The organism is Terrabacter sp. FW104-15G4B (assembly GCF_058790095.1).
The window spans coordinates 40,505-59,491 of sequence record NZ_JBYTCI010000006.1 but is presented as its reverse complement, the minus strand read 5'-3'; the positions used below and the strand labels follow the sequence as shown (position 1 = coordinate 59,491).

The window sequence follows — 18,987 nt, the reverse complement described above, 5'->3', positions numbered from 1 at the left end:
ATGCAATCGCAGGTCAGCATCCGGAACATCCTCCCGCCGCTGGGGGCCGTCAGCGCGAGCGCAGGACGCGCAGGGCGATGACTGCACAGCCAACGAACAGCGCGGCACCGACGCCGGCTACGACGGCAAGGCTCATGGTGAAGGCGCCCTGTGCAGCCGTGACGAGCTCGTGGGCGGCTGACTGTGGCAGCGCGCTCGCAGTCCGGATGGCGCCGGTGAGCGAGTCGAGCGCGGCGGTCGTGGCATCGGAGGTGTGCGCGGCGGCATACGACCCCAGCTGGTCGCGGTAGACGAACGTCGCGAGCGACCCGAGGCCGGCGATGCCGACGGCGATCCCGAACTCACCGGAGGTCTCGGACAGCGAGGCGACGGAGCCGGCGCGCTCCGGTGGCGCGGACTGCATCATGACGCCCATCGTCAGCGTCGACGGCAGCATGATGCCGAACGACGTCAGGCACATCCCGAGGACGAGCAGACCGAGCCCCTGGGCCGGACCGACCTGCGTGTAGAGCGCGAGGCCCGCGGCGCAGAGGAGCAGGCCGGTTGCCATGGTGCGGGCCGTGCCGAGTCGCTGGGCGATCCGAGCCGACGAGGCGGAGCCGACGAGCAGGGCGACGTTGGCCGGAAGCATCCACAGGCCCGCGCCCAGCGGATCGAGGCCGGCCACGAGCTGGAGCCACTGGGAGATCAGGAACGACACGCCCGCCATGACGACACCGCCGACGAGCATGACCGCGAGCGCCGTCGAGAAGGCCCGGCTGCGGAAGAGCGCGAGGTCCACGAGCGGGTTGGCGATGCGACGCTGTCGACGGACGAAGACGAGGCCGAGCGCGCACCCGACGGACATGGTGAGCGCAGCGGTCGTCGTGCTGCCGCCGCGGGCGATCTCCTTGAAGCCGTAGATGACGGGCAGGATCGCGGCGAGGGAGAGCACCGAGCTGGCGAGGTCGACCGGCGCACCGGCCCGGCGGTCGGACTCCGGGAGCACCCGGTGGCCGACGACGACGAGCAGCACCATGAAGGGCACTCCGAGCAGGAACGCCGAGCCCCACCAGAAGTGCTGGAGCAGGATGCCGCCGACGAGCGGCCCGACGGCCATGCCGCCCATGAAGCACGAGTACCAGACGCCGATCGCGCTCATCATCGACTTCTCGTCGGCAAAGATCGTGCGGATCAGGCCCATCGTCGACGGCATGAGCGTGGCGCCGGCGATGCCGAGCACAGCGCGCCAGAAGATCAGCTGGCCGGGGCTCGACGAGTAGGCCGCGGCGGCGCTCGCGATGCCGAAGGCGACGGCACCGATGAGCAGCAGGCGCTTCCGGCCGATGCGGTCCCCGACCGCGCCCATCGTCACGAGGAAGCCGGCGAGGACGAACGAGTAGATGTCGAGCATCCACAGCTGCTGCGTCGTGCTCGCACCGAGGTCGGCGGACAGCTCGGGCAGCGCGAGGTAGAGGACGCTGACGTCGAGGGACAGCAGTAGCGCCGTGAGGGCGAGGACGCCGAGCGCGAGCCAGGGGTTGCGCGTCGACGGGCCGGTGATGGTCTGGGTCGCGGTTGTCGTCGTCATGCCCCTTCGTCGAACGAGGCCACGCCACCTCGACACGGTGGCGCGAAATCGCTGTGGGCCGGGCGGCATACGCTGGCGCCATGGCTCTACACATCGGCGCGCACGTCGACCAGGAGGACCCGATCGCCGAGGCGAAGGCACGTGGGGCGTCGCTCTCGCAGCTCTTCCTCGGCGACCCGCAGAGCTACAAGGGACCCGTGATCCGGTATGCCGGTGGTGCGGAGGCGCTCGAGGCGGACGCCGCCGCGGCGGGCATCGACCTCTACGTCCACGCGCCCTACCCGATCAACGTCGCCAGCCTCAACAACCGCATCCGGATCCCCGGGCGCAAGCTGCTCCAGCAGCACCTCACCGCAGCGGCCGAGATCGGCGCCAAGGGCGTCATCGTCCACGGCGGCCACCTCGGCGCCGACGAGGACGCCGCGAAGGGCTTCGACAACTGGCGCAAGTGCATCGACGGGCTCGACCTGCCGGTGCCACTGCTCATCGAGAACACAGCCGGCGGTGACAACGCCATGGCCCGCCGTCTCGAGGCGATCGCCCGCCTGTGGGACGCGATCGGCCAGGCGTCGGGCAGCGAGCACGTCGGCTTCTGCCTCGACACCTGCCACGCGCACGCCGGCGGCAACGACCTCGGCACCGTCGTCGACGAGGTGCGCGCCATCACCGGGCGCATCGACCTCGTGCACGCCAACGACTCCCGCGACGAGTTCGACTCCGGCGCCGACCGGCACACCAACTTCGGGTCGGGGCACATCGCGGGCGAGGCGCTCGCCGGGGTCATCCGGGCGGCCGGCGCTCCAGTCGTGTGCGAGACACCCGGCGGTCTCGAGGGGCAGACGGCGGACATCGCCTGGCTGCGGTCGCAGGCCGACTGACCCCTCCCGCTCCCAGCGCACTCCCAGGATGTCTTTACGGTCCCTTTGCCCAACGGGCCACCGCAGGCGCCTACGTTACTCAGGTATCGCGTTCGGGCCGTCGACGAAGCCGGTCCGTCGCGCCCGCACCCCGGCGTCGCGTCCCGCCGTCCCCTCCTCGGTGGCGGGCCGCGGCGCTGGTCCGTCGGCCATCCGGTCAGCGAGGAGCGACATCCTGATGCCAACTTGACGCCGTGCTGACGAGGCCGGAGTACAAAGGGTCGGGAGAGCGCCGACGAGGGAGGACCACCGTGACCGGGACGGGCAGGCCCGAGGACCCGTGGCTGCTGCGCACCCCACCGGGCACGTCGGAGTACACCATGCACCGCGACGACAGCGCCGCGCCGGCGCAGCTCGTCTGCCAGGTCGGGTCCACGCGCCTGACCTACGACGCCCGCGTCCTGGACGATCTCCACGCCTGGCTGGGCGAGCAGGGTGACTGGGTGCCGCTGGGAGCCGCCGACGAGCAGAAGCCGGCCAAGGAAGGCACCGTCGAGGCATGGGCGCGGTCCGGTTCCAACCCGCTCGGCGGGTGGTACGGCCTGCGCAAGGGCTATCGGGGCCGGGTCGGGATGTACCTGCCGCCCCTGCTCGAGGAGCTGGGCCTCGCCGAGGTGGAGCACCAGCCGCGCAACAACCGCATGCGTGCCCTCTGACGCGTGCCGGATCCTGTGGCCCGGCGGCTCCTGTCTCGGTAGCGTCGGCGCATGCTGAGCACCTCCACCTTCACGACGTCCGACTTCGAGGTCACCGACTACGCCCCCGACGTGGTGACGGCGCTGCCGACCGGCCACCTTCGCATGCGCAAGGCGTATGCCGGCGAGGTAGAGGGTCGCAGCGTCACGCAGTTCACGTCGGCGTTCGACCAGACCTCGGGCGTCGGCACGTACGTCGCCCTGGAGTCGTTCGAGGGCGTCGTCGCCGGCCGTCGGGGCTCGTTCAACTTCGTGCACGCGGCGTCGACGAGCGGCGCGGACCGGTCGAACGAATACGGCCTCATCGTGCCGGGTAGCGGCACCGACGAGCTGGCCGGCATCGAGGGGACCGTGCAGCTGCGCGTCGACGCCGACGGCACCCACCGCATGGACTTCGACCACAACCTGGGCTGACACCGTCGAAGGGCCACGAACCGGGGCCTTGCGGCCGCAAGGGCCCGGTTCGTGGCCCTTCGACGGTTGGGGGTGCGAGGGGGCGTGTCCCTCGCACCACGTTCCGGGCTACCGGACGGTCACCGTGAGCGAGCCCGCCACGTCGGACCGCGAGTCCGACACGAGGACGCGAACGGCATACGTGCCGGCGGTAGTCCAGGCGTGGCCGCCCTTGACGGTGGCCGTGCCGTCGGCTCCGACCGTCACGGTCGCATCCTCCGTCACGGAGCCGTCGCCCCACTCGACGCGGGCCGTGTAGCCGGAGTCCGCGGGGACGCCGCCCGAGGCGGTGCCGAGGGTGACGTCGGTGTCCGCACCAGAAGCCGCGGTGACGTCATCCGCTGCGGCGACCTGCAGGGCCGAACCGTTGTCGGCCACCGCGAAGACGTGGATCCGGCCGGCCGAGGCCGGGTCACCGGTCTGCGTCGGGAGGGTCACCGACTCGACCGTCTTGCCGGCCGGCACCGTCAGTGGCGCCGTCGCGAAGAGCTTCACCTGGCATCCGTCGGTGCCCGTGCCGTTGAGGCGGTAGGCCATCTGGATGGCGACGACGTTGCCGAACTGCGGTGAGCCGCACCAGTCGCCGTACTGCACCTTGTAGCTCGTGCTCGAGCCGTCGGTGAAGTTCACGGTGGCCGTGGTGTCCTGGTTCTTCTGCGTCGCCGTCCCGATGAGCGACAGCTTCGTTGCCCCCGGGGCGAGGGTCACCGCGAGGGTCTGGCCCGCACCGGTGGCGTTGTCCTTCTCACCGACCGGGATGCCCGGCATCGAGAACCGCAGGTCCGTCCCGGGCACCGTCAGCAGCTTGCCCGGAACGCCGCCGGCGGCGACGAGCGCCTCGCGGGACAGGCCCGCGCGGTCGCCGTCGCACGGGACAGAGTCGCCGACGTTGCCGAAGCAGACCGAGTCGAACCCTGCGGCATACGCCGGCTTGGACGCCTGGTGGACGGTGGCCTCCCCGAGCGCGGAGCCGCCGTCGTTCGCCGTCGTGACGGTGACCTTGGGCTGGTACGGCCCCGGCTTGCCCCACGTGTGGGTGCCGCGGACGGTGTACGAGCCGAGGTCGCCGGCCTCGATGGTGCCGGCCGAGGTGGTGCCGTCACCCCACGCGATGGTCGCCGTGGCCGTGGCCGACGGGTCCTGGCCCTGGCCGACGCCACCGGAGAAGGTCGCGACCGTGCCCGACCAGGCGGTGTCCTCGGCGACCTCGAACGGCTGGGCCGCCGACACCTTGATGCCGGTGTTCTGCGCCTTGGAGCCGTCGGTCAACAGCTCGAGCTCGGCAAGGTTCGCAGCCGCGCCCCCGGCCGTGGCCGTGACCACGAGTCGGTACGCCGTGAACGTGCCGGCGTGCGCGATCTCGAACGGACGCGTCTGCACCCGCCACGGGAAGACCTGCCCCGTACGCGCGTCGAGCGTCTGCCAGGTCTTGCCGTCGTCCTTGCTGCCCTCGAGGCGCCACGCCGACGGGTCGCCGGCCTTCGGTCCCGAGGTGACGGTGTACCAGGTGGCTCGCTGGCCGACGCCCGAGAGGGCGAAGGTCACGGACGGCGTCGCCGAGGTGAAGGCCACCGACGTCCGCGACGTGTTGTCGAAGAGCGCCTTGGCGTCGTCGCCCGACGCGAGGTCGGTCGCCGTCGCGGTGCCGCGGCCGGGCCCGGTCGCGTCCTTGAGCGGCTTCGGGGCCTCGGTGCCCTGCGTCAGCGACGGCGGGGCGTCCTGGGCGCGGGAGCCGAAGTCCGACGGCTTGGCACCCATCGCGAAGTCGACCGTGGTCGGGCCCGTGAGCTCGTCCTGGCTGATCGACACGCTCTTGTGCTTCTTGCCGTCGATCGTGACGCCCTGGACGTAGATCGAGTCCTCGGAGTTGCCCGGCGCGTTGACGACGAGGTCGCCCTGCGTGCGCTTGACCCGCACCTGCTCGAACTTCGGTGAGCCGATCGCCCAGTTGGCCGAGCCGACCTGCAGCGGGTAGATGCCGAGCGAGCTCAGGACGTACCACGCCGACATCTCGCCGTTGTCCTCGTCGCCGGGGTAGCCCTGGCCGATCTCGCCACCGACGTAGAGGCGACGCATAATCTCGCGGACCTTCTCGGCCGTCTTCCACTGCTGGCCGGTCCAGTCGTACATGTACGCGATGTGGTGGCTGACCTGGTTGCTCTGGCCGAGCTGTCCCATGCGGACGTCTCGCGCCTCGACCATCTCGTGGATGACACCGCCGTAGCCGCCGGGCTTGGTCGCCGTCTCCGGCGTCGCGAAGAACGTGTCGAGCTTCTTCGCGAGCGCGTCTCGGCCGCCGTAGAGGTTCGCGAGGCCGTTGCCGTCGAACGGCGCGTGGAAGGCGAAGTTCCAGCCGTTCGTCTCGGTGTAGTCCCCGCCCCAGTCCTCCGGGTCGAAGTCCGACGGGAAGGAGCCGTCGGCGGCGCGGCCCTGGAAGAAGCCGACCTTCGGGTTGAAGAGGTTGCCGTAGTGCGTCGAGCGCTCGAGGAAGTACTTCGACTCCTCGGTGAGCTGGGCGCGGCGGGCCTGCGGCGTGGCGGGGTCCTTGGCGAGCTTGGCCGCCATGGTCCCGATGCCGAAGTCGTTGACGAGTCCCTCGAGACCCCACGACACGCTCTCCCCGGTGTTGGTGCTCGTGTAGCCGAGGAAGGTGGAGGTGTCGAGGCCCTTGCGTCCGACGGCGCTCGACGTGGGCAGCACCGTGGCGTTCTTCACGGCCGCGTCGTATGCAGCGAGCGGGTCGGGCAGCTTGACACCCTTGGCGTAGGCGTCGGCGAACGCCACGTCGGAGCTGGTGCCGGTCATGAGGTCGGCGTAGCCCGGCGAGCTCCACCGCGCGACCCAGCCGCCGTCGCGGTACTGCTGCACGAAGCCGTCGGCGATCTCGGCCGCCACCTCCGGGTAGAGCAGGCTGTAGGCCGGCCAGGCCGTGCGGTAGGTGTCCCAGAAGCCGTTGTTGACGTAGATCTTGCCGTCCTTGACCGCGGCGTTCGTCGCCGTCGCGGTTGCCGAACCGCTCTTCCCCGCAACGGGGCTCGCGTACTGGTAGTGCGGAGCCGCAGCCGTGCCGGTGTTCTCGAACTGGCTGTTGGGGTAGAGGTTGAGCCGGTAGAGGTTGGAGTAGAGCGTCGTCCGCTCGGGGTCGTTGGCGCCCTTGACACTGACGACGCCGAGCCGGCCGTTCCAGTCCGTCTTGGCAGCGGCGCGCACGGCGTCGAAGTCGCGGGCGGCGAGCTCGAGGGCGTGGCTCTTCTTCGCCTGGTCGAGCGAGATGAACGACGTCGAGAGCTTGAGCGTGACCTGCTTGTTCGTGCTCGTGTCGAAGCTCGCGTAGCGGGTGCCGGCGTGACCGTTCGGTGCGGTGCCGACCGCCGTGGCGGCCCGGTCGAACGTGCCGTAGACGAACATCCGGCTGCGGCCGGCGGACAGGCCGCTGCCGTTGTCGACCCAGCCGGTCATCGTGCCGGTGGCCGCGTCGACGGTGAAGGTGCCGTTGTCGTCGATGGTGTCGAGCACGAGGCTCCCCTTGCTCGCCGAGGCGGGGAAGGTGAAGCGGTAGACGCCGCCGTGGTCGGCCGGGGCCGTCTCGGCGGTGAGGCCGCCGGCGAGGGCCACCTTGTAGTAGTCGGGGTGGGCCACCTCGGTCGCGTGGTCGAAGGAGAGGCCCCGACCCGATGCGCTGCCCGTCGGGGTTCCGGTCGCGATCGACGGCATGACCGACATCTGGTTGCGGTCGCCCATCCAGGGGCTCGGCTCGTGCGAGACCGCCAGTCCTTGCAGCACAGGCAGGTTCGCTGCGTTGTTCTGCGCCTGGTAGTAGTACTCCCACGACTGCGAGTTGGCGTTCGTCACCGGGGTGAAGAACGTGAAGCCGTTGGGCAGCGCGCTGATCGGCAGGTTGTTGCCACGCGAGAAGCTGCCCGAGGCGTTGGTGCCGCGGCGGACGTCCACGTAGTTCGTCAGGTCCGCGCCGTCGATGACGGCGGGTGAGGCCTGCACCCGGACGTCGTCGACCCAGCCGCCGAAGCGGGTGTCCTTCGTGGCGCCCGCGGCGTTGTCGTAGCCGATGAGGACGCGGTCGATGGTCTTGCCGGCGGCGACCTTGCCGACGTCGAGCGAGACCGCGTTCCACTGGTTCGCGTAGAGGATCTTGCCCTTGCCCTGGCCGCTCGGGCTCGCAGCCACGCCGTGCTGGTCGTCGGCGCCGAGGTCGGAGAGGTACGTGCCGTCCGTGAAGCGGACGTCGAGGGCGGCATACGTCGACGGGTACTCGAGGTCACCGGCGATCATGTCCGGGAAGATCTTGTAGCTCAGCTGCGTCGTCGGGGTGACCGGGAGGTCGACGTCGAAGAGCCGGTTCCAGGCATAGCCGCGACCGTCGGCAGTGTGACCGCCGGAGTAGCGCAGCGCCTTGACGCCGGTCCAGCCGACGAGCGGCTTGATGTTGAAGCCCGAGATCGGCCCCGAGCCGACGACGGTCCGCATCGGCGTCGCCGGGCCGGACCCCGTGCTGCCGTCGGAGAGGTCCCAGTCGGCGAGCTGGACGGTGCCGCCCGAGTGGATCGCGGTCACGTTCAGCCGGTAGTACGCATACGTCGCCGGCGTCGTGACGTCGAAGGTGCGCTTGGCGAAGCGTCCGGAGAAGTCGATGCCGGTCCGGCGGTCGAGGTCGGTCCACGTCGTGCCGTCCGTGGACCCCTGGAGCGTGAAGTCCTTCGGGTCGCGGTCCGGCGCGTCGTTGGCCGACGTCAGCGAGTAGCGGACCGCCTTGGCCGGGGTGCCGAGCTGGTAGCGCACCCAGCCGCTCGAGGCGAAGGCGAGCCACTTGCTGTCGGGGTTGGCGTCGGCGAGGTTCGCCGCGACCTCCCCCGGTGCGTTCTCGGCGCTCGCCGTGACGCCGACGACCGAGCCGAGGAGGCTGCCGTCGCTGCTCGCGGTGCCGGAGACGTTCTGCTGCCGCGGGCCGCTGTCACCGACCTCGACGGTCGACAGCTGCGGCTGCGGCTGGCCCGGCTCGAAGGACGTCGAGAAGTCACCCGCTCCCGCGTCTGCGGTGGGTGCCGTGAGCGGCGCCGCGGCGGCGGCGCCGAGGGTGTCCGCGTGGGCGGGTCCGGCGACCGCACCTGCGGTCGACGTCGCCAGGAGTGCCAGGGCGATGACGCCTCTGTGGATCCCGGATCTGAGGGACATGGTTCCTCCGTGCTCGTCGTTGAGCCGTGCTCGATGTGGGGGACGTCGACGGCCCTTGAGCCGCCTGCGACCGGCCGAGACTCGCGCCCTCGGACAAAAGGTGTCAACAGCCCGAACCGATCTTGTCCGGTCAGGACATCGAATCGGACAGAAGGGACGTCGCGGGTGGCGCCGGGGGGATCCCGCGTTGCGGTTCGAGCGCTCGCTCGTCAGACTGCGGGCATGACAGCGTTGTCTGACCACCGGACAGCCATCCGACCGACGATGGCCGACGTCGCGGCCGAGGCCCACGTCTCGGTCAAGACCGTCTCGCGGGTGGTCAACCACGAGGCCGGGGTCCGCCCCGACACGGCCGAGCGCGTCCGCGCGGTCATCGAGCGGCTCGGCTTCCGGCGCCACGACGGCGCCCGGCTGATGCGGCAGGGGCGCACCTTCACCATCGCGCTCGTCGTCGAGGACCTCGCCAACCCGTTCTACTCCCAGGTGGGGGCAGCGGTGGAGCGCGAGGCGCGGATCCGCCAGCACCAGCTCATCACCGCCTCCGCGGAGGGCTCGCCGACCCGTGAGCGCGCCGTCATCGAGGCCTTGATCAACCGGCGCGTCGACGGGATCGTCGTCGTGCCGGCCGACGAGGGTGCGTCGTCCGACCCGGCCATCGTGGCGAGCGGGACCCCGATCGTCTTCATGGACCGTCCGGTGCGCGGCACTCCCCGCGACACCGTCCTCAGCGACAACCACGGCGGCATCCGCAGCGCCGTCGAGCACCTCGTGGCCCACGGGCACCGGAGCATCGCCTTCTTCGGCGACGACCCCGCCTTCTGGACCGCGCGCCAGCGCCGCGAGGCCTTCGTGGCGACCCACCAGTCCCTCGGGTTGCCCGGCCCGCCTCGGGTGGCCATGGGCCCTCACACGCCGGCGTCGGCGCGCGACGCCCTGACCCGGTGGACCGAGCCGCCCGAGCCGACGACCGCTGTCATCAGCGGCAACAACCGGATCACGCTCGCCGTGCTGCGCGCGCTGCGCGAGCTGCGCCTGCCGCTCTCGCTCGTCGGCTACGACGACTTCGAGCTCGCAGACCTCATCGAGCCGCCCGTGACGGTCGTCCACCAGGACCCCGCCGCCTTGGGCCAGAAGGCGGCGCAGCAGCTCTTCGCCCGCTTGCTCGGGGACGAGTCACCGCCGCAGACGGTCGTCATGCCGACCCGCCTCATCGTCAGGGCGTCCGGCGTGCGACGAGGGTTGACGCTGCGATGAGCCGCCCGACGTCCGGCTCGAGGTCCCACTCGAGGTCCCACCAGGCGTCCCACTCGAGTCCCACGCCAGGTCCGACTAGGCGTCCCCTCCGACCACCACCCACCCGAGGAGCAACCCCACCGTGTCCGCACCGACCACGCAGCTGGCCTCCCAGCCGACTCCCCTCCAGCTCAACACCCCCCGCCGCTTCTACCGCGGCGGCGAGCGCATCCTCGGCTTCCGCGGGCTCGAGGTCCCGGACGACTTCGACGGCTATCGGCCGGAGGACTGGCTGGCGTCGACGACACGGCTCTTCGCCGAGGGTGGCGAGGGCGTCACGATGCTTGCGGACGGGACGCCGCTGCCCGGCGCCCTGGCCGCGGACCCCGAGCACTGGCTCGGCCCCGACCACGTCGCCGCCCACGGCGCCGTGCCGGGCCTGCTGACCAAGCTCCTCGACAGCGGTGAGCGGCTGCCCGTGCACTCGCACCCGACCCGCGCCTTCGCGGCCCGGCACCTCGACTGCGACCACGGCAAGACGGAGGCGTGGATCGTGCTCGACGCCGAGCCGGGCGCCTGCGTGTGGCTCGGCTTCCGCGACGGACTCTCCGCCGACGACCTCGCCGCGTTCGTGGACGCCCAGGACGACCGGCTGCTCGCGGCGCTCAACCGTCTCGAGGTCCGCGCGGGCGACACCGTCCTGGTGCCGGGTGGCCAGCCGCACGCGATCGGCGAGGGCGTGCTCGTCCTCGAGCTGCAGGAGCCGACCGACCTGTCGGTCATGCTCGAGCACCGACGTTTCGGGCTCGAGGAGGCGCACGCCTTCCTCGGGCTGTCGGTCCCCGTGGCGCTCGAGAGTGTCGACCGCGCTCCCCTCACCCCCGCGACGCTCTCGCACCTGCGCCGACGGTGGACCGATGTCGAGGGTGCGGGGCACGCCCTGCCGGAGGAGGCGTCCGAGTACTTCCGTGCCGAGGTGCTCCGTGCGACCGAGGGGTCGCCGGCCTCGGGCCGGGCGGCCTTCGCCGTGACCGTCGTCGTGGCGGGCGCGGGCGCGCTGTCGACGGGGACGGACGCGCCCCGCACCACCGAGGTGGCGCGGGGCGACGTGCTGCTCGTCCCGTACGGCGCCGGAGACGTGCGCCTCGAGGGCGACGTCACGGTCGTCCGCTGCATGCCGCCGGCCTGAGCTCGAGCGGCCGTCAGCCGGTCAGTCGGTCGTGCGACGGATGAAGGCGCGCACGGCCAGCGGGGCGACCGCGGCCGTGATGAGCACCGACCAGATGATGGTCGTCAAGATGGGGTGCTGCAGGGGCAGGGCGGCGTCGGCCGGCGCGGGAGGCACGTTGCCCCACAGCTCGCGCATGGACTGCACCAGCGAGCTGATGGGGTTCCACTCCGCGATGGTGCGAAGCCACGGCGTCATGCCCTCGGTCGGCGCGAAGGTGTTGGCCAGGAACGTCACCGGGAAGATCGTGGTGAACATCAGGCCGTTGACCGCCTCCGGAGAGCGCATCGAGGAGCCGACGAGGACGCCCACCCAGATCATCGCGAAGCCGAAGAGGAGCAGCAGGCCGAAGGCGAGCAAGGCCTCGCCGATGCTGCCGCGGATGCGCCAGCCGATGGCGAGGCCGGTGACCGACATGACGAAGATGCCGATGCTTGAGTGGATGAGGCTGTAGATGCTGCGGCCGACGAGCACCGACGACCGGGCGATCGGCAGCGAACGGAAGCGGTCGATGATGCCCTTGCCGAGGTCCATGTTGAGGCCTATCGCCACGATGAACGACGCGAAGGCCATGGTCTGGGCCATGATCCCGGGCAGCAGCCACTCGCGGTAGGAGCCGCTGTCGGTCCGGATCGAGCCGCCGAAGACGAAGGCGAAGAGCAGCACGAACATCACCGGCTGGATGGTGACGTCGGTGAGCGCCTCAGGCTGGCGCTTGATGTGCTTGAGGTTGCGCCACACCATCGTCGTGATCTGGCGCAGGCGCCCGGGCGGCTCGTAGTCGCGCGGCCCGGCCGACGCGGCCGCGGGGGCCGTGACGGTGGTGGCGGTCGTGGTGGCCCTGTCGGTCATCGGGACTCCTCGGCGGAGACGGAGGTGGTGTCGGTGGTCGCGGCAGAGTCGGCCGAGTCGGGAGCCCCCGACTCGGCGCGGTGGCCGGTGAGGCTGAGGAAGACGTCGTCGAGGCTCGGACGCTGCAGCCCGAGGTCGTCGAGGACGATCTCGCTGCGCTCGAAGACGGCTGCCACGCGTGTCATGTCGGACAGCCCCTCGGCCGGCGCGGTGAGCCGACGCGCGGGGACGTCGACGTGGACGTCCTCGACGTGCGAGGCCAGCAGGGCGCGCGCAGCCTCGAGCTGGTCGGCGTGCGAGACGGTGAGGACGATGGCTGCCTGCCCCGACTGGTCCTTCAGCTCGAGCGGGGTGCCGTCGGCGATGATGCGCCCGTGGTCGATGACGACGATGCGGTCGGCCAGCTGGTCGGCCTCCTCGAGGTACTGCGTCGTGAGCAGCAGCGTCGTGCCGTCGCGGACCAGGCCGCGCAGCACGTCCCAGAGCTCCACCCGGCTGCGCGGGTCCAGACCTGTCGTGGGCTCGTCGAGGAAGAGCACGGGCGGGGTGGCGATGAGGCTGACCGCGAGGTCGAGCCTTCGGCGCATGCCGCCGCTGTAGTCCTTGACGACCTTGTTGCCGGCGTCGGTGAGCGAGAAGCGCTCGAGCAGCTCGCCGGAGAGACGGCGCACCTGTGCCTTGGGCAGGCCGTAGAGCGAGCCCATGAGCCGGAGGTTCTCGCGGCCGGTGAGCAGCTCGTCGACGGTTGCCGCCTGGCCGGTGAGGCCCATGCTGCGGCGCACCTTCTCGGGATCTCGCCTGACGTCGTGCCCGGCCACGCGGGCGGAGCCGCTCGTCGGCGGGCTGAGCGTCGTCATCATGCGGACGGTCGTGGTCTTGCCGGCCCCGTTGGGACCCAGCAGACCGAGGACCGTACCCTGCGGCACGGAGAAGCTGACGTCGTCGACGGCGGTCATGTCACCGAAGCGTTTGACGAGGTGCTCGGCCTCGATGGCCGGCCCGGTGAACCGGTCGCGCGCGGCGAGCGCGTCGGTGGTGATGGTCATGTGCTGACTCCCCAGTCGGTGGTGCGTGCGTGAGATGCGTGCACTGCGGTGACGCCCCGCAGGCCCGGACTGCTGCGTGGGGACGACCCTAGGCGTCACCACCGACAAGGGTCATCGATGAAGTGAACGCCGTCAACATCTTTCTCCCCGACCCCCGGGCGCGCGGGCACCAGCACCACGGAGTTCGCCCACGGCGTACGCCCTCGGTGTCCTGGTGCGGCGCGAGCGGCGTGCTCCCGTGCGACGCTGGACGGACGCACCGAGATCGGAGACGGCCATGACCCAGATCGCCCCGCACGCGCACCCCGGCGTCCGCACCCCCCTGCTGCGCGAGGTCTACGGTCGGCTGCTGCGCGGGCTGCGCACCCGTCAGGGACGCACCCTCGCCGAGGTCGCCGCGCGCGCCGGCATCTCGGTCGCCTATCTCTCCGAGGTCGAGCGCGGCCTCAAGGAGCCGTCGTCGGAGGTCCTCGAGGCGGTCTGCATCGCGCTCGGCTCCAGCATCACCGGCCTTGTCGGCGCGGCCCACCGGGACCTGCGCGAGCTCACCTCCGAGGGCGCTCCTGCCGGGCGCGTCCTCGACCTCACCTCACGGGTCGGCTCGAGCATCGTGGCACCGGTCGAGGCGACGCCCTCGACCGGCACCCTCTCCGACACGACGGGGTCGGTGCTGCTCGCGGCCTGACCCACATCGAAAGAGCAGTCCGTCCGCGCGCGGACGAACTGCTCTTTCGATGTGGGTCAGTCGACGAGACTGCCCCACGTGTTGTTGCCGACGACGCCGTCGACCACCAGGCCCGTCTTCGACTGGTAGGCCCGCACGGCCGAGGAGGTCGCCGGCCCGAAGGACCCGTCGACGGTCAGGGAGTAGCCCGCGTCGACGAGCTCACGCTGCAGTCCCTTGACGGCCTCACCGCTGCTTCCCTCCCGTAGCACCGGCAGGATCGAGAACCACGTGTTGTCGCCGACGACGCCGTCGACCGACAGCCCGTGGGCCGACTGGTAGCTGCGCACCGCCGACTCGGTGGCCGACCCGAAGGCGCCGTCCGCCGCGACGCTCCGCCCCGACGCGCGCAGCATGTACTGAAGCGTGCGCACCGCTGAGCCGTTGCTGCCGTTGCGCAGCACCGGCAGGCTCGTCTCCGTCGTGCCTCCGCCGGTGCCACCCGAGCCGTACCTGCGCAGCACGTCGTTGGCGTATGCGATGCGCTGGGTCGTCGCGCACGTGCCGCACCGCTCGAACTTCTGCATGAAGACGGTCGTGGCGGAGTCGACGGTCGTCGACGAGCGCAGGCTCGCCAGGCCGAAGCCGGAGAAGGTCGTCAGCTCGTACCACGTGAAGTCGAGCTGCGCGGTGAGGCCGTAGCGGCTGCGACCGCTCAGCCCGGCGTACCAGACCATGTTGTCGCGGGAGTCGGTGTCCCAACGCCCGCCCTCGCTCCACTGGGCGATGCCCATGCCCGGGCCACCGGCCTGGTTGGCGTAGGGGTTGATCGGGCTGCCCGACTCCTGGATGAGGTTGCCGAGAATCCCGGCGGACTGGCGTTCGGTCAGGCCCTTGGACACGAAGTAGTCGAAGGCGATCTCGTCGTTGGAGGCGGCGAGGGCGCTCGGCGCCGCGACGACCCCGAGGATCGCCACGGCCACGCCGGCGAGCATCCCGGCGAGGATCCTGCGGGTGGTGCTGGTCTTCATCTGATCCTCCGGTCTACGCGAGCAGCTTGCTCCACGTGTTGGGGCCCACGACCGCGTCTGCGTCGAGGGCGTGGGCGGTCTGGAAGGACTTCACTGCGGAGGCGGTGCCCGAGCCGAACACGCCGTCGGCCGCGACGGCATACCCCTGGCCGGTGAGGGCGGTCTGGACACCGCGAACGGCGTCGGAGGTCTGGCCCTCGCTGCACGTGACGGCCAGGGGCGACTCCCACGTCGCGCGCCCGATGACGCCGTCGGCGCTCAGGCCCTTCGACTGCTGGAAGGAGATGACGACGGACCTCGTCCCCGAGCCGAATGACCCGTCGACCGTGAGGCTTCGTCCCGAGTGGCGCAGGAGGTACTGCGCCGCCGTGACGCGGAAGCCGGTGTTGCCCTGCTGCAGCGTCGGCCACGTGCGGGTGGGCACGGGCGCCGGGTTGCTCGTGCCGAGCCGGGCCGCCACGTCGGAGCGCAGCTGGGGGAGCTTGGCGTACAGGGCGTTTCCCGGGCAGTCGGTGTCGAGGAAGTCTCGGTGGCCGTAGATGTCCTCGGGGCCGAGGCCGTACGTCTGGCAGAGGTACGCGCAGAGCGCGACGAGGGCGTTCCACTGGGACGCGGTGGGCAGCGCGGTCGTGTAGGTGCCCTCGTTCTCGATGCCGATCGACGTCGAGTTCTGCCCCGTGCAGTGGGCGCCGAGCGGGAAGACCGTGCTCGACCCCGAGCCGAGACCCTCGATGGAGCGGTGGCGGCCCTCCATCGTGTAGCCACCGCGGCTGATCGTGAACTGCTGGCCCGAGTCGATCCAGCCGCGGGCGAAATGCCACGACTGGATGTTGCGGGCCAGGGAGTATGCCGCGGCCTGGGAGTAGTCGGTCGTGTTGGCCGAGGCTGTGTGGTGGACGAGGATCTTCTGCGGTGGCCCGGTCATGCTCACCGTGCCGGTCGTCGGTTGGGCTCCCCACGTGGCGCAGGACGCGATCGTGGGGCGCGCGACGGAGGCGTTGGCGGGGCCGGCCTTGCCGACCGTGAGCGCCCCGGCCGCGGGGGGGGGGGGGGGGCCGGCGCACGCGTCGGCGTCCCAGGCGATGCTCGTGCGGATGTCGACGTGCGCGTGGTCGTCGTGCGCCGGGTAGCCCGGGCCGAAGATGCCGCCGAAGCCGGCGTAGCGGGCCTGCTTGGCGATGCTGCAGATCGAGGTCGAGCTGTCACCGGGCACGAGGTCCAGGGCGCCACCGGTGAGGTGGACGCTGTTGCTCGCGCCGCCGACGGACGCGTTGCACGTCGAGTCGCGGTAGCCGGACGTGACCTTGAGCGGGTGGTCGCCGAGCTGGTGGCGAAGCGCCTCCGCCCGCCACAGCGCCCGCTTCATGTTCTCCTTGTTGGCCGCCGTGCCGGTGAAGCCTCGACCGCAGTTGTAGCTCGCCTCGGCGTAGGTGAAGTGCACCGGCGAGCAGTCCGGGTCCTGCAGCGCGTAGATCTTCGAGAAGGTCGCGGGCCCGGCGATCCCGTCGGCGGTGAGGCCGTACGCCTTCTGGAAGTTGGTGACGGCTGTCTTCGTCTGCGCCCCGAAGGACCCGTCCATGCCCATGACCTGGCCGCGGGGGACCCAGCCGGCGACGCGGATCTGCAGCTGGGTGACGTCCGAGCCGGAGCTGCCGGAGCTCAGCGTGCGGGGCCACGAGTAGCACTCGTCGGCGTGGGCCGTGGGCGCCGTGGCCGTTACGGTCGCCGTGGCGACGCCGAGGCCTCCGAGCGCGAGTGCTGCGGCGGCGAGGGCGTGGGTGAGTCGGTTCCTGCGCATGCGATGTCCCTTTCGTGAGGTGCCTGTCCCTACAGGCCGAGACTGTCCGAGCGGTGTGCGGATCGCGCGCCGAGTGCATGGGGAGCACTCCCCGTGCAGGTGCCTCGATGCGGGCCGTGCTCCACACCGTCTCGCTCCGCGCAGGCGCAGCCCACGGACAACCCGGACAACGGGGCCGGACATCGGTCGTCCGAGTTGCGGGGACGGCATACCTCCCGCACGATGCGAAGGCGGGACCTCGACGCTCCCGCCTTCGCTCTCGTCGGTCACGTCGCCGTGGCCACAGACCGCATCAGGGGACGGTATGGACGACGATTTCGGGAGGACGTTGCGACGGCTGCGCAAGCGCGCGGGCCTGACGCAGGAGGCTCTGGCCGAACGGTCGGGCCTCAGCGTCGAGGGGATCAGCGCGCTCGAGCGTGGCCAGCGGCGCCACCCGCGGGCCGACACGATCGACCTGCTCGCAGCGGGGCTCCGGCTGGGTCCCGACGGGCGGCGCTCTCTCGTCGAGGCCGCCGCTCGCGCCCTTCCCGACCGCGAGCACGGGGAGTGCCCGAGCGACCAGCTCTACCTCGACCTCAGGGGCCACGACATGCACGCGCCGCTCAGCACCCTGCGCGGCCTGACCTTCCTGGTCGGGTCACTGGGCGGGGACGCACGAGACGTGCCGGACGACGTCGGTCGGGCCGCCGCGATCTCCCGGCCGCTCGTGTCCGGCTCTCGTGTCCTCATCCTGCTGGACGGCGGCGCAGACGCTGCGCAGGTGGAGCGGACGCTGCCAGCCGACCGTGCGGACGTCGAGGCGTGACCTGGCTGACTCGCGTCGACCAGTTGCCGGGTGGGCGTGACGGATACAGCTGCTGAGAGCCCTCGGCGCCGGGTCACTCGACCGAGCACCTCGCACGCTGGCACTCTGGCACCGCACGGATCGGCGTGCCACAGATTGGACGAAGCCGCCGGTCAGGGCGCGACCGGCAACGCCTGCGCTGCGCGCTCCACGACGTGGTCGACGATGCCGAATTCCACCGCCTCCTCCGCCGTGAGGACCTTGTCGCGGTCGGTGTCGACGCGCAGCTGCTCGACGGAGCGTCCCGTGTGGTGGCTCAGCACCTCCTCGACCTGGGCCCGCACGCGGAGCAGCTCGTCGGCCTGGAGGGCGAGGTCGCTCACCGTGCCCTGGCCGCCGGCGGACGGCTGGTGGAGCAGCACCCGAGCGTGGCGCAGCGCGAAGCGCCGACCCGACTCACCTGCTGCGAGCAGGACCGCGGCCGCAGACGCCGCCTGCCCCAGGCAGTAGGTCGCGATCGGCGGCTGGACGAACTGCATGGTGTCGTAGATCGCCATGAGGGCGGTGAAGGAACCGCCAGAGCTGTTCACGTAGAGGGACACCTCACGCTCGGGTGCGACGTCCGCGAGATGGAGCAGCTGGGCCATCACGACGTTGGCGACACCGTCGTCGATCTCCGTGCCCACGAAGATGATCCGCTCCTGGAGCAGGCGACTGTAGATGTCGAAGCTGCGCTCACCTGCCGGCGTCCGCTCGACGACGTAGGGCATCGTGTAGCTGCTCATCGCCGGTTGCGACAGCGACCTGTTCATCGCAGGCCCACCTTGCGCTCGACGCCGACCGGGCGGACGTCGGTCAGGGTGCTGACGACGTGGTCGACGATGCCGTATGCCGCAGCCTCCTCTGCGCTGAACCAGCGGTCACGCTCACTGTCGCGGGTGATCTGCTCGACGGTCTGCCCGGTGTGCCGGGCCTGGAGCTCGTTGACGCGCTGCTTGACGGCCTTGAGGTTGGCGGCCTGGACCTCGACGTCGGCCGCGGTGCCCTGGATGCCGGCCGAGGGCTGGTGCATCATGATCCGCGCATTCGGCAGCGCGAAGCGCTTCCCCGGGGTGCCTGCGCCGAGCAGGAACTGCCCCATGGAGGCAGCGAAACCGACTGCGAGAGTGGAGACGTCGTTCGGGATGACCCGCATCGTGTCGTAGATGGCGAGGCCCGCAGTGACCGACCCACCGGGGCTGTTGACGTAGAGGCTGATGTCGGCGCGGGGGTCCCGGGCCGAGAGCAGCAGCAGCTGGGCGGTGATGCGGTTGGCGATCGGGTCGTCGACCTCCGCCCCGAGCACGATGATCCGCTGGTGGAGCAGCTGCATCGACAGCTGGTCGTCCAGGAGGGCTGGCATGGGGTTCTCGGTCATGCACCCAGCGTGCAGGCCCAGCCGCAGCGGTGGAATCCCGCTCTGCCTCCGGCGGATTCGCCGACGGCGTACGCGAGCGGCGGGCAACGGCTAGTCAGCGCTGTCG

15 protein-coding genes are annotated in these 18,987 nt (G+C 71.2%); 7 read left to right on the top strand and 8 right to left on the bottom strand.

The window, feature by feature from the left end:
* Positions 1-49: 49 nt before the first annotated feature.
* The gene (locus AC3WRT_RS07045) at positions 50-1,570 is read right to left on the bottom strand and encodes an MFS transporter (protein ID WP_492720751.1); all 1,521 of its coding nucleotides are present in this window, start codon (positions 1,568-1,570) and stop codon (positions 50-52) included.
* An 80-nt stretch (positions 1,571-1,650) separates the two neighbouring features.
* On the opposite strand from AC3WRT_RS07045, the gene AC3WRT_RS07040 reads away from it, so the two are divergent.
* The 3 genes from AC3WRT_RS07040 to AC3WRT_RS07030 all read left to right on the top strand — a co-directional run bounded on the left by AC3WRT_RS07040 (position 1,651) and on the right by AC3WRT_RS07030 (position 3,596).
* Positions 1,651-2,448 carry a deoxyribonuclease IV gene (locus AC3WRT_RS07040; protein ID WP_492720750.1) on the top strand — a complete coding sequence of 266 codons (798 nt, stop codon included), beginning with the start codon at positions 1,651-1,653 and terminating at the stop codon, positions 2,446-2,448.
* 290 nt (positions 2,449-2,738) lie between these two features.
* On the top strand, positions 2,739-3,143 hold the full coding sequence (locus tag AC3WRT_RS07035; protein WP_492720749.1) for a DUF6855 family protein: 405 nt from the start codon (positions 2,739-2,741) through the stop codon (positions 3,141-3,143).
* 51 nt (positions 3,144-3,194) lie between these two features.
* Positions 3,195-3,596: a DUF3224 domain-containing protein gene (locus AC3WRT_RS07030; protein ID WP_492720748.1), complete on the top strand. Its 402-nt coding sequence runs from the start codon at positions 3,195-3,197 to the stop codon at positions 3,594-3,596.
* A gap of 108 nt (positions 3,597-3,704) precedes the next feature.
* Here the strand turns inward: AC3WRT_RS07030 and AC3WRT_RS07025 are convergent, their stop codons facing one another.
* The gene (locus AC3WRT_RS07025) at positions 3,705-8,825 is read right to left on the bottom strand and encodes a GH92 family glycosyl hydrolase (protein WP_492720747.1); all 5,121 of its coding nucleotides are present in this window, start codon (positions 8,823-8,825) and stop codon (positions 3,705-3,707) included.
* Positions 8,826-9,047: 222 nt separating this feature from the next.
* On the opposite strand from AC3WRT_RS07025, the gene AC3WRT_RS07020 reads away from it, so the two are divergent.
* Positions 9,048-10,079 carry a LacI family DNA-binding transcriptional regulator gene (locus tag AC3WRT_RS07020; protein ID WP_492720746.1) on the top strand — a complete coding sequence of 344 codons (1,032 nt, stop codon included), beginning with the start codon at positions 9,048-9,050 and terminating at the stop codon, positions 10,077-10,079.
* A gap of 121 nt (positions 10,080-10,200) precedes the next feature.
* Positions 10,201-11,247: a class I mannose-6-phosphate isomerase gene (locus tag AC3WRT_RS07015; protein WP_492720745.1), complete on the top strand. Its 1,047-nt coding sequence runs from the start codon at positions 10,201-10,203 to the stop codon at positions 11,245-11,247.
* 21 nt (positions 11,248-11,268) lie between these two features.
* Here AC3WRT_RS07015 and AC3WRT_RS07010 read toward each other — a convergent pair whose 3' ends face one another.
* Entirely contained in the window at positions 11,269-12,138 is an 870-nt protein-coding gene (locus AC3WRT_RS07010; protein ID WP_492720744.1) for an ABC transporter permease, read from the bottom strand.
* Positions 12,135-13,184 (bottom strand): ATP-binding cassette domain-containing protein, encoded by a 1,050-nt coding sequence (locus AC3WRT_RS07005; protein ID WP_492720743.1) that lies wholly within the window; start codon positions 13,182-13,184, stop codon positions 12,135-12,137. Before AC3WRT_RS07005 ends, AC3WRT_RS07010 begins: the two co-directional genes overlap by 4 nt.
* A 277-nt stretch (positions 13,185-13,461) precedes the next feature.
* Here AC3WRT_RS07005 and AC3WRT_RS07000 point away from each other — a divergent pair, with 277 nt between their 5' ends.
* Entirely contained in the window at positions 13,462-13,869 is a 408-nt protein-coding gene (locus tag AC3WRT_RS07000; RefSeq protein ID WP_492720742.1) for a helix-turn-helix domain-containing protein, read from the top strand.
* 56 nt (positions 13,870-13,925) lie between these two features.
* Here the strand turns inward: AC3WRT_RS07000 and AC3WRT_RS06995 are convergent, their stop codons facing one another.
* Both AC3WRT_RS06995 and AC3WRT_RS06990 read right to left on the bottom strand, forming a co-directional pair.
* The gene (locus tag AC3WRT_RS06995; RefSeq protein ID WP_492720741.1) at positions 13,926-14,879 is read right to left on the bottom strand and encodes a phage tail tip lysozyme; all 954 of its coding nucleotides are present in this window, start codon (positions 14,877-14,879) and stop codon (positions 13,926-13,928) included.
* A gap of 13 nt (positions 14,880-14,892) precedes the next feature.
* Positions 14,893-16,677: a peptidoglycan-binding protein gene (locus AC3WRT_RS06990; protein WP_492720740.1), complete on the bottom strand. Its 1,785-nt coding sequence runs from the start codon at positions 16,675-16,677 to the stop codon at positions 14,893-14,895.
* 304 nt (positions 16,678-16,981) lie between these two features.
* Between AC3WRT_RS06990 and AC3WRT_RS06985 the strand changes: the two genes are divergently transcribed.
* Positions 16,982-17,485 (top strand): helix-turn-helix domain-containing protein, encoded by a 504-nt coding sequence (locus AC3WRT_RS06985; RefSeq protein ID WP_492720739.1) that lies wholly within the window; start codon positions 16,982-16,984, stop codon positions 17,483-17,485.
* A 152-nt stretch (positions 17,486-17,637) separates the two neighbouring features.
* On the opposite strand, the gene AC3WRT_RS06980 is transcribed toward AC3WRT_RS06985, so the two are convergent.
* Together AC3WRT_RS06980 and AC3WRT_RS06975 are read right to left on the bottom strand one after the other, a co-directional pair.
* Positions 17,638-18,249 carry a ClpP family protease gene (locus tag AC3WRT_RS06980; RefSeq protein WP_492720844.1) on the bottom strand — a complete coding sequence of 204 codons (612 nt, stop codon included), beginning with the start codon at positions 18,247-18,249 and terminating at the stop codon, positions 17,638-17,640.
* A 23-nt stretch (positions 18,250-18,272) separates the two neighbouring features.
* On the bottom strand, positions 18,273-18,881 hold the full coding sequence (locus AC3WRT_RS06975) for an ATP-dependent Clp protease proteolytic subunit (RefSeq protein ID WP_492720738.1): 609 nt from the start codon (positions 18,879-18,881) through the stop codon (positions 18,273-18,275).
* Positions 18,882-18,987 lie beyond the last annotated feature (106 nt).

Excerpts from the sequence above, each read along its gene's own strand:
- AC3WRT_RS07045 (WP_492720751.1), bottom strand. The coding sequence starts at position 1,570 with ATGACGACGACAACCGCGACCCAGACCATCACCGGCCCGTCGACGCGC.
- AC3WRT_RS07040 (WP_492720750.1), top strand. The coding sequence starts at position 1,651 with ATGGCTCTACACATCGGCGCGCACGTCGACCAGGAGGACCCGATCGCC.
- AC3WRT_RS07030 (WP_492720748.1), top strand. The coding sequence starts at position 3,195 with ATGCTGAGCACCTCCACCTTCACGACGTCCGACTTCGAGGTCACCGAC.
- AC3WRT_RS06995 (WP_492720741.1), bottom strand. The coding sequence starts at position 14,879 with ATGAAGACCAGCACCACCCGCAGGATCCTCGCCGGGATGCTCGCCGGC.
- AC3WRT_RS07025 (WP_492720747.1), bottom strand. The coding sequence starts at position 8,825 with ATGTCCCTCAGATCCGGGATCCACAGAGGCGTCATCGCCCTGGCACTC.
- AC3WRT_RS07005 (WP_492720743.1), bottom strand. The coding sequence starts at position 13,184 with ATGACCATCACCACCGACGCGCTCGCCGCGCGCGACCGGTTCACCGGG.
- AC3WRT_RS07000 (WP_492720742.1), top strand. The coding sequence starts at position 13,462 with ATGACCCAGATCGCCCCGCACGCGCACCCCGGCGTCCGCACCCCCCTG.
- AC3WRT_RS07020 (WP_492720746.1), top strand. The coding sequence starts at position 9,048 with ATGACAGCGTTGTCTGACCACCGGACAGCCATCCGACCGACGATGGCC.
- AC3WRT_RS06975 (WP_492720738.1), bottom strand. The coding sequence starts at position 18,881 with ATGACCGAGAACCCCATGCCAGCCCTCCTGGACGACCAGCTGTCGATG.
- AC3WRT_RS06990 (WP_492720740.1), bottom strand. The coding sequence starts at position 16,677 with ATGCGCAGGAACCGACTCACCCACGCCCTCGCCGCCGCAGCACTCGCG.
- AC3WRT_RS06980 (WP_492720844.1), bottom strand. The coding sequence starts at position 18,249 with ATGAGCAGCTACACGATGCCCTACGTCGTCGAGCGGACGCCGGCAGGT.
- AC3WRT_RS07010 (WP_492720744.1), bottom strand. The coding sequence starts at position 12,138 with ATGACCGACAGGGCCACCACGACCGCCACCACCGTCACGGCCCCCGCG.
- AC3WRT_RS06985 (WP_492720739.1), top strand. The coding sequence starts at position 16,982 with ATGGACGACGATTTCGGGAGGACGTTGCGACGGCTGCGCAAGCGCGCG.